Raw genomic sequence first — 13,837 nt, forward strand, 5'->3', positions numbered from 1 at the left:
AGCACGGGCATGATCATCAACCACCCCCTTCTGGGACCACGCGATGCCTCGGAATTTGCATATCTGGGCGATGCATCCCTGATCGACCGCCCCGACTGGCAGGCCGGAAACGCGGCCGAGGCGTTCTATGAATACGCCTATCTGCGTGACAACCCTGTCGGAGAACACCGAGAGCTTTGGTTTCACGAGGCAGGCGACCGATCCTGGCTGGTCGTCACACGAAATACAATGACGCACGAGATTTCCAAGGTAGAACTGGCCCGCGACGTGGCCCGCGCCCGGGGGCGATCCAAATGACCCAGACCAACCGGCTGAGCGGCGGCCAGATCGACCGCAACACCACATTGAACTTCCGGTTCGACAATCGCAGCTATACCGCCCATTCGGGTGACACACTGGCCTCAGCCCTGCTGGCCAATGGTGTGCGAATGATCGGGCGATCGTTCAAGTACCACCGCCCGCGCGGAGTTCTGACCGCCGGGTCAGAAGAGCCCAACGGCATTGTCGAGCTGCGCACAGGCAACCGCAAGGAACCCAACACGCGCGCCACAACAACCGAGATGTTCGACGGGCTTGAGGCGCAGTCCCAGAACCGCTGGCCCAGCCTGAAATATGATGCGCTGGCGGTGAACGATCTGTTCTCAAACTTCCTGTCGGCTGGCTTTTACTACAAGACGTTCATGTGGCCCGCAGCGTTTTGGGAAAAACTGTACGAGCCGATGATCCGCCGCGCCGCCGGTTTGGGTTCGCTTTCGATGGAGGACGACCCGGACGAATATGACAAGGGCTTCCGCCACTGTGATCTGCTGATCATCGGGGCTGGTCCATCCGGGTTGATGGCCGCGCTCACTGCAGGGCGCGCTGGCGCGGATGTCATTTTAGCCGACGAGGACTTTGCGCTGGGCGGGCGACTGAACAGCGAAACCTTCACGCTGGGGGATCACAGCGCCAGCGACTGGGCTGCACAGGCCGTGGCAGAACTTTCCGCTTTGCCCAACGTTCGCCTGATGCCGCGCACCACGGTGATCGGTGCGTTTGATCATGGCGTCTATGGCGCAGTCGAACGCACGGGCGATCACTTGCCTACCCTTCCTGCGGGCAAACCCCGCCAGATTCTGTGGCGCATCTATACCAAGCGTGCCTTGCTATGCGCAGGTGCCACCGAGAGGCCGATTGCCTTTGAAAACAACGACCGGCCCGGCATCATGATGGCGGGGGCCTTGCGCAGCTACGCCAATCGCTTTGCCGTCACCGCGTCCGAGCGTGTGGCGATCTTCACCAACAATGACGACGGGCATCGCACTGCCGCTGACATGCATGCCAAGGGCGTCAAGATCGCTGCAGTTGTTGACGTGCGCGACGATGCCCCGATCAGTCACGATTATGAGGTGCTGCGCGGCGCTCAGGTGACTGACACCAAAGGCCGTCACGGGCTGACTTTTGTCGAAGTCGCCCTGGCTGATGGCACAACCCGCACACTGGACAGCGGCGCGCTGGGCGTGTCCGGTGGTTGGAATCCGAATGTGCATCTGACCTGCCACCAACGGGGCCGTCCGGCCTGGAACGAAGCACTGGCCGCCTTTGTCCCCGGCCCCGACCTGCCTGTGGGACTGTCCGTTGCTGGTGCTGCAAACGGTGTTATGTCGACGCATGGGGCGCTGCAATCCGGTGCCGAAGGGGCCACGCAGTTGCTGGAGCTGTCCAGCGCCCTGCCCGACCTGCCCAAGGCCGAAGACGCGCCGGTTGCGCAGAAACCGTTCTGGTACGTTGAGGGATGCAAACGCGCCTGGCTGGATCAGCAGAACGATGTGACGGTCAAAGACGTCAAACTCAGCTATCAGGAAGGCTTCCGCTCGGTCGAGCACCTGAAACGCTATACCACCCTTGGCATGGCGACAGATCAGGGCAAGACCTCGAACATGGGTGGTCTTGCGATCATGGCCGAGGTGGCTGGCAAGTCGATCCCCGAGACCGGGACGACTATCTTTCGTCCACCTTACACACCAGTCCCGATTGGCACTTTTGCGGGCCGGATGAGGGGGCAGGAATTCCACCCCACCCGCCTGACGCCCTCGCATTACTGGGCCAAGGAACGCGGAGCGGTGTTTGTCGAGGTTGGCAACTGGCTGCGCGCCCAGTGGTTCCCCCTGCCGGGTGAGACGCATTGGCGTGAATCGGTTGACCGCGAAGTGCGTCAGACCCGCGCCTCGGTCGGGGTTTGCGATTGCACGACGCTTGGGAAAATCGACGTACAAGGCACCGATGCAGCAGCGTTTCTGAACCGCATTTACGCCAATGGCTTTGCCAAACTGGCGGTGGGTAAGACCCGCTATGGCCTTATGCTACGCGAGGATGGCATTGCGATGGATGACGGAACAGCCGGCCGGCTGGCCGAGGATCATTTTGTCGTCACCACCACCACTGCCAATGCAGCCAACGTCTATCGTCATATGGAATTTGTTCGCCAATGCCTGTGCCCGGACATGGATGTGCAGCTGATCTCAACCACCGAAGCCTGGGCGCAATATGCGGTGGCTGGTCCGAATGCGCGCAAGCTGTTGCAAAAGATCGTGGACCCTGAATTCGACATCTCGAACGAAGGCTTCCCGTTCATGGCCTGCGGCAACATCACAGTCTGCGGGGGCCTGCGCGCGCGCCTGTTCCGTATTTCCTTCTCGGGCGAGCTGGCGTTTGAAATCGCCGTCCCCGCGCGATACGGCGACGCGTTGATGCGGCGGCTGATGACCGAGGGCGAAGAGTTTGACGTCGTCCCCTACGGCACCGAAGCGCTGGGCGTGATGCGGATCGAAAAAGGCCATGCCGCAGGCAATGAGCTGAACGGCACCACCACGGCCCTGAATCTTGGGATGGGCCGGATGGTGTCCAAGAAAAAGGACAGTATCGGCTCAACCCTGTCCGAGCGAGAGGCCCTGAACGAACCGGATGCGTTGAGGATGGTTGGTATCAAGCCGCTGGATGCGGATCATAAGATTACCGCTGGCGGGCACCTGATGAACACCGAAGGCCCGGTCGATGCGGCCCATGATCAGGGATACGTCACCTCAGCCGCCTATTCGCCCAGCTTGAACAGCAGCATCGGTCTGGGATTTCTGAAAAACGGCGGAGACCGGCTGGGCGAACAGATGCGCCTTGTGTCCCCTGTGACCGACCTGACTGTCGAGGTCGAAATAGTCTCGGCCCATTTTGTCGACCCAGAAGGAGAACGTGTCCGTGCATGATCTTGTTGCGATAACCGCCCTGGGTGGGTCTGAGCCATGCGTCGATACAGTGGGCGCGGTCACATGTACCGAAGTACCGGGCGTTGCCCTGGCCTCTGTTGCGGCGCGTCTGGGGCAGGAAAGCAAGGCCGCCAAAGCCCTGGCCAAGTTGATCGGTTCCCCCGCACCAGGCATCGGCAGGACATCCGGAGAGGCCCTGACCGCGTTTTGGGCAGGCCCAGAGCAGTGGATGGTCGAGGCACCCTTTGAGACGCATGAAGAGATTGCCGATCAGGCCACAACAGCCATGGGCGAGACCGCATCAGTCACCGAACAGACAGATGCCTGGACCCGCTTCGACCTCAGCGGAGATGGCATTCCGGCTGTTCTGGAACTGCTGTGCCAGCTTGATCTGCGCACATTGGAAGAAGGTAGCGCCGCGCGATGCTCGATTCACCACGTTGGCTGTTTCGTGCTTTGCCGGACGTCCCGGCTGTTCAGCCTGTACGGGCCGCGCGCCTCGGCCGGAACGCTGCATCATGCGATCATCACTGCGATGCGGTCGGCACTGTAACGCATTGGTTGGACTGGCAACCCATTGCCGGTCCAGTACACGGCTTAGGCCCATCGGACCAAGCCAATGACAGCCGAAGCTGCATAGAACCCCTGCAGCAAAAGGAAGGTCCAGCGGTGGTCAATCACTGCCCAGGCGGCGAACAGGCCCGCCGACAGCAGTAATAGCGCAAACCCCAGCAATTCGGCCCCTGTGTTCGAGGCGATCAGCAAAGCATAGGCCATCGCCAGAACCGAGCCGGTGATTTCGAACAGTGTCGTCATGTGCCGCCGGTTTGGTGTTTCGGTCTCTGCCATTGTTCAGCCCGCCCGATTCAGAAAGTCGACCAACAGGTCCGAAATCCGTTCCGGCTGATCCTCCATCGCGAAGTGTCCGCAGTCTTCGAGGATATGCAGCTCGGACCCCGGGATTGCATTGTGCAGCTTTTGCGCCCAGTCGATCACCTGCCACGTATCCTCAGCACCCCAGATCAATTGAACCGGCAGCGCGCCCAAATCGGAGTATCGCGGAGCGATGTCATTGGTGTGGTGTGGCTTATAGTGACGAACTTGGTGCTGAAACAGGCTGCTCTGCCCGATGGGACCGGTGATGAAATCAAGATAGATGTCCATCGAACTATCCGTCATTCGCTGCTTGTTCTGCACCGCGGAAAGCAACCAGTCGCGGAAATGGGCGCGATGATCTGCATCTGGCGCTTTGATCAGACGTTCCAAACCGGCCTGCATCTGCTCTTGCGTGCGTTTCGACGGCCAACTGTCGAAACTGACCGGGTCGATCACGGTCAGAGACCGGACGCGCTGGGGCGATTGCAACGCAAATCGCTTTGCCACAGCGCCACCGATATCGTGTCCGATCAAGTGCATGTCCTCCAGACCCCACAGGTCCAGCAGACCTTCGAGGATCGGAACCTGCCCTGTGACCGAGGTATCGATCTCGGGGTCCCAGGGCCGTTCTGACAGTCCAAACCCCAACAGATCGAAGGCATGAACCTTGTAGCCGGCATTCACCAGAGATGGCAGAACATCGCGCCAGATATACGAGGAAGACGGCGTGCCATGCAGAAGAACCACAGGTATCCCTGCGCCATGGGTTCCATGGGCAATACGCGTGCTGTTGATCAGGGCATGGTCAGTGACAAGGTGAGACATGGGATACTCCGAAGATTTGTCTTTCCCTGTCTGTAGACCGGCGCTACCATGTGACTCAAATGAATGATTGTCATTCAGCAATCTTCTTTTGTCATGAAAATGGGAATGGCTGAACGATTGGAAATAGATGCCCTGCGCGCCTTGTTGGCCATTTCGGCCCATGGCGGGGTCACGCGTGCGGCAGAACATCTTGCCCTGTCGCAATCGGCGGTCAGCCATAAGATTCGGCGGCTGGAACTAGCACTGGATTGCGACTTGCTGGCCCGGCGCCCCGGTGGCCCGCTGTTCACCGATGCCGGCCAACGCCTGTGTGACTATGCCCGGCGGATCACCGATCTGCATGACGAAGCGCTGTCGGCCTTGGGCAAGAAACCTTTGACCGGGGCCATTCGGCTGGGAATGACCGAGGACACCACCACCAGCCGCATCGCGCGGATTCTGGGGCGGTTTACGCGGCTTTATCCGGATGTTCAGGTCCGCACCCGCACCAGTCAGAGCCTGAACGTGCAGCGCTGGCTGAAAGCTGGAGAGCTGGATGTGGCTGTGATGCAGGTCTTTCGCCATGACGTGATGCCGGATGATCTGACCCTGTTCGAGGACACGCTGCATTGGGTGAAATCGCCTGAGTTTCCTTTGGGCACCTCATCACCCATACCGTTTCTGTCCTTCGACAATCAGTGCTTTTATAGGCAATGGGGCATCGGACAGGGACCGCACCGCTTTGACAGCGTTTTGGAATGCCCCAGTGCCACTGGCATTCAGTCGGCAGTCCGCTCGGGGCTGGGGGTTGCGTTACTGAATGGTCTGCATGTCACTGCGGATATGGAGGTGATCGACGATGTGTTCCCCGACCCGCCCCGCATCGCCTATGTCGCCCGCACGCATTTGAAGCGCCGCAACCCAGCGGCAATTGCCCTGATTAATGAGATCGGGAAAGAGGTTGAAAACACCACGCCTTTGCAGGCAGCCGGATAAACACTCGGTCCGGGTTAATTTGCTTGTAGTCCGAACCCTTTGGACATCCGCGCGCGGCGGCGTTCGATTGATTTCTCAAAAGCAAACGTGCTGAACAGGGCCAGTGGGAACATGACCCTCTCGCCCAAACCATCAATTACCGTCAGCTTCCCGCCACGTTCCTGCGCCCGCACGACGTTCTCGAAGCTGAGATCGCCAACGATGATCTGACCGCGCTTGAGATCGTCCAAAAGGCCCATCAGCTCATCATGCAGCCGCTGGCGCCCTTCCTGATCTTTTTTGTCCAGTGCCACCCGTTCAGCGTGCAGAGTCGGTGCAAGATCGCCATCCGAACCCGTCATTTTTTCAACAACCATGGCCGGCCCGACCGAAGTCGGAGCATATCCCATAAACTGCGCCAGCCGCTCGATCTCAGGGCAGCCCCGGTGCAGCGCCGCCAGATACTCGTTTGCCTCGCGATTCCATTGCCGCAGATTGCCATACCGCCATTCCGCATAGCGCGGGATAAAATGATCGCGAACGGCTTCGTCGACACGAACTTTCAACAGCGCGTCTTCAAGTTCGGGATGTTGAAAAATCTTGTAGTTACGGCTTTCGCGTAAAGGGCTGAGATCACACAGGTCAATCATGTCGGCATGGTCCAGTTCTTCGAAAACGCAATCTCAACAGGGCGTCGGGCTTTAAAATCAGATTCTGTCATAAGACTTTCTCATTCGCCTTACAATTCACCTTTTGATACCCAGCACTAAGATGGGACCCTGTCAGGGGTCAAACAGAACAGCTGCGTGTTGGGAATAGCGATGCTGTCCGACGAGTTCGCACCAACCTTAAATTTCGGCGTGAACTGAGGCGAGGATATCCAGATAAACCGCCAGATTGACGACGGCATAATCTTCCGGCGCGTCGCCCCCGCCCAATGCGAGGGCGGTCTTCAGACCATAGCACGTATCCTTGGCGACCGGGCCGAGCCGGGGTTCCAGTTCTTCGGCTATGTCCAGAGAAAGAATGCCGCGGTTCTTGTCCGGGCTTCGAAAATATCCAAAACCCCAAACGTTGAGGTTTGGCGAAGAAAGTTCTGTCAAATTTGATTGCGGGAAGGTCATGACGACACCTTCCTCAACCAGTGAAAACACCATACCCAGGGCCGTGCGTGCAAAAGGAATAGCGGTTTCAGCGCCTTCGAACCGGCGGATTTCCTCGATGATCTTGTCAGGATCAATGAACCAAAGCGCACGATTTCCGTAGCTGCCCAAACCGTGCGCCTGCCAATGTTGGGTCAGATCCGCGGGAACAACGCCCCCATATTTTTCGAGCATGCCGTCAGATAACGCATCGCCTGGCCCGTCCTTAGGAAGGGTCTTCATGAAGGCATCAAAGGCAAATTTTCGGGTCATTTTGACGCAACCTTACATAAAATTCGGAACCAGGCGGACATTCATCTGGGTCTTTTGCTGCTGTGCATGCCTAAAGAGCGGCATGTCATACCAATCGATATTTTCCACACCCTGCTGGATGACTTCGACGCGCGAACGGGGCGCTGTTCTGTCCTCGACCAATACATCGCTGTCGATCTCCTGTTGTGCGCGGGCGCGTTCTTCGACCGGGACATGCCGCCACTGAGCTCCAATCGACGAGTTGACCCCCGAGCTGCCCATGCGCATGAACTGACGCCCACCGGAATCGTAATGTCCGCCCGCTATTTGATCCGGATTGTGCAAGGCGTGCAATTCCGACATCTCGTCTTCCAATGCGGTTTCCACCAGATCAACCAAATCCTCATCACTCAGGTCTGCATTGGCGGGATCGCTTCCGATTTCGGCCAGTAATTCGGTAAAGCGTCTTTGGTCGTAGTTGTCTCGCACCGCCTGTTGTTCGACCGCGCCACGCGGGTCACGTGCCGAAGCCCGGCGATCACCCGCCGCACGTGCGGCGCGAGCCTCGATGGCACGCCGCTCATAGGCTGCTCGGTTGGCCAGCCATTCGGCAACGTTCATCCGGTTAAGGCCCTCCGATTGCTCATCCAGCTGGGACTGGTATTCATCGCCCAGCCCCCGCTGGATGAACTTTTCGCGTACGTTAAAGGACACTTCTATGGCCGGGCTGATCTGCCATTCATCATCGCTGAGTGCTGCAACGCCCGCAGGCGGCGTACCCAGATCAATGCGACCGGCATTCTCGTCACCTCCCGGGTTCGCGCTCCAGGCGTACGAGATGGACTCGCCTTCGATCTCGACTTCGACTGATTTGAACACCGGGTGAGCCTGCTTCACACTCGCCGCGACATTCTCGGCCTCTTCCAGAGTGATTGCGCCACTGTCGAGCATTGCCGTATTCCGCTCGCGCAGGTCCAGAAGCCCGGCGTCAATCCGCGCCTGAACTTCGGGATCAGCCGCCTGCTCTTGTTCCTCGTCATCCTTTTGGTCGCCGCCAAATAGTCCGGCAATACGCCGCGCCATCGAGACACCCAGGTTGATCACCCAGTCGATTGCGCGGTTCACGGGTGCCTGAATGGCCTGGATGATCGAACGGATCCGATCTGAAATTCCACCCAGTCCCAGAAGCGAAGCAAGGAATCCAATCACCACCGGCAAAATGCGGTTAAGTGCCCCCTCGACAGCCTGCGCCATGGCCGAGATATTGCCAGCGACGATGGTGCCTAACGCATTGATAATCGCATTGACCGCCGAGATGATCTGCTGGCCCCGTTCAATGAAAAAGACGACGATATCGTAGATCATCATGCAGGCCTTCACGAAGGCGCTGGCAGGGTTCAGCAGGCCGATGATCCATTTGATCCCGGCTTCGATGATACTGGTGATTACCCAAGACTTGATTTCATCTATGATCGCATCTTTCAGATTTCCAAGCTGCTCCAGAAGCATCTGCCAGATACCCGCCGGGCCTTCGGTGAAGAGAATGCGCAGAAAGTCGATGGCGGTTTCGATCTTGGACACGATGCCTTCGCCAAGAATGCTTACCGCCCGGGCGCGAACATTCTCTTTGCTCAACCCTAGGACCTGCAGCACGATGTCCAGGAACCCGGCCATGTCGAACCGTTCCGGCAGCTTTAGCCCTGCCCCTTCCAAAGCACCAAACAGCCATCCCATCAGCGCCTGCTGCAGGTTCTGAACGATGTTCGACATAAAGCGTTCCAGCCCCGCGCCGATCCCCGCAATAAGGTTTGAGAGGAACCCGATTGGATCCTGAATGATCGCTTCGACGACACCAGCGGCCCGCGCTAGAATACCCAGAAGCATGTTCTTGAATTCTATGATCTTTTGAATGACCCCAACGGTCGCATCGTAGACCCGCTGCCAGATCGACTTGTTGGCCTCGCGCAGTTCCTCTTCGCGCGCGTTCCGTCGTTCAATGCCGTCGCGGTAGATATCGACCATCGAACTGACAAGCGTGTCGCGTGCCGAATTGATCTCACCCTCCAACGATTCGAAGTCGGCTGTGATCCCGGATGTCGCCTGTTCGGCAAACTCACGCTCCGCCTCAGAGATATCGTCGGTCATGTAGGTGTCGATCCGGGTCCGACCTTCGGCCACTCGGACCCGCGCAGCTGCCAGCTGTTTTTCGACAAAGGCAGCAATATCAGTGATCGCGCGCTCGATCCTCCGTTCAAACGCGGCCCGACCAAGAGCCAGAGCGCGGTTAAAGCGCTTATCGCCCCAGTCGCCTGTCAGGAAATCTCCGACTGAGGTGAAGAACCCGCCTTTTTCCTTGGCAAAGGCGCTGTCGTAATCCTCCAGCGCCTCTTCGATGGCCACCCGGAAGTCTTCGGTCGCCTTCGTGCTCATGTCGGACAAGATAGTGGTGACCGCTTCGCGTGTTTCACGGCCAATGGTTTCGACGTCCGAGGTGATCTCAGCCTTGCGCTGCGCGGACAGGCCCTGTGTCCCGATCTGCTGGTTTGCGACGCTGCCGAGTTGCGCCGCCCGCTCACTGTGGAAACCGGCCAGAGTTTGCCCAATGGAACCGGAGGCGCGCGCGCGGGTCTCGTTCCGATCCGCGGCCTCGGCCTCGCGCAGGTGCGCCGGAGCCTCGCGATCATGCGTCTCGGCCTCGCCCCGCGCACCAAGCGCTGTCTGGAACTGTGGATCGTTGCCGCTCTCCAACTGGTCGCGAGTGATGTTATTGTCGGTTTCTAGCTGGTCGACCTCTGCCCTGTTCTCGGACACGTCAATGGCACTGTCGGTCGAGGGCGGCGGCACCACCGGCCCTGCCGAGACCGGTGCGGGCGGTTCGCCGACCTCATCTGGCACCAGTTCAACCTCAATTCCACCGTCCTGACTTGCCGTCGGCGGTACGGCGTCTTCGCTGACTGCTGCGGGAAGATTGCCAGCCGCCTGGCTCTGCTGGGTCTGCAGGGTCTGACCCACGCTTTCGGCCGCGCTGCGACCACCTTCGGCCATGACCTCGCGGGCATCATCCTCGGACGTGGCGTCGGGCATCGCCCGACGGATCGCCTCACGCAGGGCCGTCTCGAACCCAGACTGGTCGATACCGGTGGCTTCGGCCTCTTCGGCCCCTGCCATACCTGCCTGCTGCGCACCGCGCCTGCGGGTGACCTCTGCCTCGTTCGAGGCCGCAATGGCGTTGTCCGACGCCGCGCGGGCTGGTTGGTGCCGTGTTGAGCGGCCGGCCCGGCGCGATACAGCCGACGTAGCCGGAGCAACCGCCGCCGCAGGGCTGGGCTCGACCGGTTCTTCCTCGGCCACAGGTTCCGCGCTTTTGGCACCGTCTGCTGCCTGTGCTGCTGCGGCCTCTCCAATCGGTGCTTCGCCGTCCGCATCCGGTGCGGTTGTCTTAATATCCACCGGCGCTGAACCAGGCGGGTCCTGGCTGACCTGTGGCGCCTGTTCTGGCTGCGCGACGTTCAAGTCGTCTGACTCGGCAGAGATGTCTTGTTCCTGCGCTGACGTCTGCGGGGTGGGTTCGGTGTTTGCCGGGATCAGCGCACGGCTTACTTCGGTCACGACCGCGACGGTCGCCGACTTGCGCTCGGCCACAGGGGGCACGGCCTTGCTGACCGGATTTCGCAAGGGAACTGGGGGCGCAGTGCGCACACTTGCGGGCTCACCACCGCCGGTTCTGAGGCTTTCCAACCCGCGAGATACCTGCCCCGGAATCCGCAACGCTGATGGCCCTGACCGGCGTATCTGCTGCCTGGGTCGCGGGGCGCTTGAGCGCCGTTTTGTGGTTGCTCGGGCCACTACGTCAACGTATCAGGACGTCTTGCCTGACCGCGCCCGGGTTTCTATCTCTCGCTTGATTTCGTCGCGGTATCCCGGCGCCCTTCTGATAAAGTCCGCTCGGAATATTTCCTTCGCAGCTTCTGGTTCAGATTCTATGGCGTCTAGGGTGGTCACCACCTCTTCAAGGCTTACCGGTTTTGATGCGACAAGAAACTTTCGATACTCGCTCTTCGTCACTTTGCTTTCGATGACTTCGACAACCTGCTTCAGGACCTTGTTCTGTTGGTGGACAAATTGAGGGGTGTCACCTTCTGTGCGGTTTTCATCGTGACTATGTGGGTGGCTGTGAGGCAGGCAGGCGCACTCAATAGTTTTGATGTATTTCCGACGCTCAAGCATCTTTTCGTACCTTGTATCGGCTGGATCTGTTTTCCAGGCGATCACCCCATGGCTGGTCAGCTCAACACATCCGAGAAGCACCCATCCATCACCGCAACAGGTGCAATCGTCACAGATTTTGAGGCATTCGCAAGTTGTCAACGGTGCCTTACGCTCTTCCGTATCATCCGGTGCGCAGGGGTCGGTTTCCGTCTGAGGGGGATGCCCACAGTAATGTTCGGGCATGTCCTTTTCGCTCGCATACCCTCGTAGTTCGACATGGTCGCGAATTCGCGAGCATTCCGGCGTACCTCCTCCACAACAATCGCCGCGCGGGTCTTCCGATGCTTCAATCCGCCTGATCAGAATGCACACAGTTCCGCCCGTTTTAGGATCGCATCCGCAAATATCGGGCGACAGATCAACCAGCATCGGTTTGCAAAGTTCGATCGGCAAGCCATGACAGTCCATTGCAGTGCCGGGACCCACTTCGACCTGATAGCTGGGATAGACAAACACCTGCTTTTCTTTACCTTCACGATCTATCACCTCGATGTCTTCCGGCGTGCCGCACAGGCCCGGATGCGGGTTCAGTTCAAAGCCGCAGATTACCCCGCAGCCAAAGACAGCCCGGTTGGTGATTTTCATTAGCGAGACGGAATATTGCATCGCCGCCTTCAGGTCATCCGCTGTCACGATCATCCCGTTGGTAAAATTGACCTTTTCCGAGGACATCGGCCAGGTCGGAGCGGTCTTGCTAACATGCTTGTTCATGAGTTTATCCTCTCACTTGCGGGCTGATCGTGTTGGGCCGCAGTTGCGTCTGCGGCCTGTCGTTCCAGATCGGCCTGATGCGCCTTAGCGGCGGTTGTCGCGGTTTCGCGGTCGGCGTCGTAATCGCGCGCGATGCGGAAATGACTGCGCCAGGTTCCGCCAGGCCGGTCTTGACCCGCACGATCGTCGCACGGGTCGTCCGGGTGCCCGAACCAGCGGCCCCAATCATCTACCTTGTCCACCCAACCCGGGCGGGCATCCAGCATCCGGCCGCAGGCATCACGAATGACATGCCCAAACAGCAAAACCTCAACGCGGGCGAGATATCCCTTGTTGGCGCAATCCAGGATCGAGGATGCGGGATCTTCCAGTTCGTGCATGATCCAGGCTTTCTCAGGGCAGATTAAGATGCCCCAGGCGTAGGGCTGCCGTGGGCTGTGAATGATGTCATCGTTTTCATCCAGATGCATGATCTCTGCCGGCACCCGATGCGGCATCCAGTAGGCGGGACGCTCTTGTGGGATATGGATGTCCATGACAACGCTCATCGGATTGAGCGTCTGGCGCATCAGCGGGCGGGTGAAACGGATCAAGAACCCCTTTTCCGGTTTCTTGCCCAAAAGGCACGCCTTGGCACGCTTGCGGAACCGCGAAAACGGCATCCTGACATCATCATGCCAGATTACGGCTTCGTAATCCGACCAGCTGTAGGTTTTGACCTTGGAAAGCGGCACATCCTTCCGGCTGATCAGTTCGTACAGCAATTGGTTGCGATAGGCCGTTTTGCGCATCTTGCAGGCCTTAACCTGACTGTCACAGCAAAACTCGTAATCGTCGTCGCACGCTTTGTCGGTCGAAACGCAAATCTCGACGCAGGCCAGCGACAATCCTTCTTTTGGATCAAAGCCCTTCCGTCCGCAGTTGCTCAGCTCCAGCTGTGGCGGCTCCTGACAGGCAAATTTCAGATCTGCGTCCTTCCCGATCTCGTCTGGCGGGGAGAAACCATTGCGCTGACAGATGTATTCATTGCGCTCGATACAATCGCAGGCATTGACCTCGGGCAGGCAATCAACGTCGCTGCAACAGTCTTTTTCCAGTGTGAACCCCACACAGGTCGAGATCCAATCGGTGCTGTCGTAACAGGGGTCGAACTTACCTTTCTCGGATTCCTCGGCGTAATGTACCCGAAGACAATATTGCCCGGTGCAATCGGGCTTGCAGCCGAGGATGTCCTTCATCGAAATCCAACCGCCCTTCCAATAGAGCATCCGGCCATATCGATCGAACGCCAGGCCACAACTGATCTCAATGCAGCCATCGCGCACGTCAAGGGTGCCGTCCTGTCTTGTGGTCAGTTGATACCCGTGGGCTATGCCCACACCGTTCATGCCCAGGTTCAAAATACGAGTGCGGGTCTGGGCGTCGCTTTGACTGGCGTTCAGCTGTTCCGCGGACAGGCCCGTGCCCGGCCGGTAGATCGGCAGACTGGACCAGCAATGCTCGGTCGGCGGGGTCGGCTTCGGGTTTTCCGTCGGTGAATTGGCCATTGTCTTGGTCTCCTCAAGCGGG

11 protein-coding genes are annotated in these 13,837 nt (G+C 58.9%); 4 read left to right on the forward strand and 7 right to left on the reverse strand.

The window, feature by feature from the left end; translation table 11 throughout:
* Nucleotides 1-9 precede the first annotated feature (9 nt).
* From SJY13_RS04760 to SJY13_RS04770, 3 genes are read left to right on the forward strand one after another with little or no spacing between them, the layout of a single operon-like run.
* Nucleotides 10-297 carry a sarcosine oxidase subunit delta gene (locus SJY13_RS04760; protein ID WP_377188307.1) on the forward strand — a complete coding sequence of 96 codons (288 nt, stop codon included), beginning with the start codon at nucleotides 10-12 and terminating at the stop codon, nucleotides 295-297.
* Entirely contained in the window at nucleotides 294-3,239 is a 2,946-nt protein-coding gene (locus SJY13_RS04765; RefSeq protein ID WP_377188310.1) for a sarcosine oxidase subunit alpha family protein, read from the forward strand. Before SJY13_RS04760 ends, SJY13_RS04765 begins: the two co-directional genes overlap by 4 nt.
* Complete coding sequence (locus tag SJY13_RS04770; RefSeq protein ID WP_377188313.1) at nucleotides 3,232-3,792, forward strand: sarcosine oxidase subunit gamma; 561 nt, start codon at nucleotides 3,232-3,234, stop codon at nucleotides 3,790-3,792. Before SJY13_RS04765 ends, SJY13_RS04770 begins: the two co-directional genes overlap by 8 nt.
* Nucleotides 3,793-3,836: 44 nt before the next feature.
* Here the strand turns inward: SJY13_RS04770 and SJY13_RS04775 are convergent, their stop codons facing one another.
* Entirely contained in the window at nucleotides 3,837-4,055 is a 219-nt protein-coding gene (locus SJY13_RS04775; RefSeq protein ID WP_377188316.1) for a hypothetical protein, read from the reverse strand.
* 36 nt (nucleotides 4,056-4,091) lie between these two features.
* On the reverse strand, nucleotides 4,092-4,940 hold the full coding sequence (locus SJY13_RS04780) for an alpha/beta fold hydrolase (RefSeq protein ID WP_377188319.1): 849 nt from the start codon (nucleotides 4,938-4,940) through the stop codon (nucleotides 4,092-4,094).
* Nucleotides 4,941-5,045: 105 nt separating this feature from the next.
* Between SJY13_RS04780 and SJY13_RS04785 the strand changes: the two genes are divergently transcribed.
* Nucleotides 5,046-5,915: a LysR family transcriptional regulator gene (locus SJY13_RS04785; protein ID WP_377188322.1), complete on the forward strand. Its 870-nt coding sequence runs from the start codon at nucleotides 5,046-5,048 to the stop codon at nucleotides 5,913-5,915.
* A 14-nt stretch (nucleotides 5,916-5,929) separates the two neighbouring features.
* Here the strand turns inward: SJY13_RS04785 and SJY13_RS04790 are convergent, their stop codons facing one another.
* From SJY13_RS04790 to SJY13_RS04810, 5 genes are all read right to left on the reverse strand, one after another.
* The gene (locus SJY13_RS04790; RefSeq protein ID WP_377188325.1) at nucleotides 5,930-6,544 is read right to left on the reverse strand and encodes a YrbL family protein; all 615 of its coding nucleotides are present in this window, start codon (nucleotides 6,542-6,544) and stop codon (nucleotides 5,930-5,932) included.
* Nucleotides 6,545-6,742: 198 nt separating this feature from the next.
* Nucleotides 6,743-7,309 (reverse strand): GAD-like domain-containing protein, encoded by a 567-nt coding sequence (locus SJY13_RS04795; RefSeq protein ID WP_377188328.1) that lies wholly within the window; start codon nucleotides 7,307-7,309, stop codon nucleotides 6,743-6,745.
* A gap of 12 nt (nucleotides 7,310-7,321) precedes the next feature.
* Entirely contained in the window at nucleotides 7,322-11,026 is a 3,705-nt protein-coding gene (locus SJY13_RS04800) for a polymorphic toxin type 15 domain-containing protein (protein WP_377188331.1), read from the reverse strand.
* A 120-nt stretch (nucleotides 11,027-11,146) separates the two neighbouring features.
* Nucleotides 11,147-12,190, reverse strand: a complete 1,044-nt coding sequence (locus SJY13_RS04805) for a hypothetical protein (RefSeq protein ID WP_377188334.1) — start codon at nucleotides 12,188-12,190, stop codon at nucleotides 11,147-11,149.
* A gap of 74 nt (nucleotides 12,191-12,264) precedes the next feature.
* On the reverse strand, nucleotides 12,265-13,815 hold the full coding sequence (locus tag SJY13_RS04810; protein WP_377188337.1) for a hypothetical protein: 1,551 nt from the start codon (nucleotides 13,813-13,815) through the stop codon (nucleotides 12,265-12,267).
* Nucleotides 13,816-13,837 lie beyond the last annotated feature (22 nt).

Origin of the sequence: Ruegeria meonggei (assembly GCF_042768335.1) — a bacterium.
GTDB classification, from domain to species: Bacteria; Pseudomonadota; Alphaproteobacteria; order Rhodobacterales; family Rhodobacteraceae; genus Ruegeria; species Ruegeria meonggei.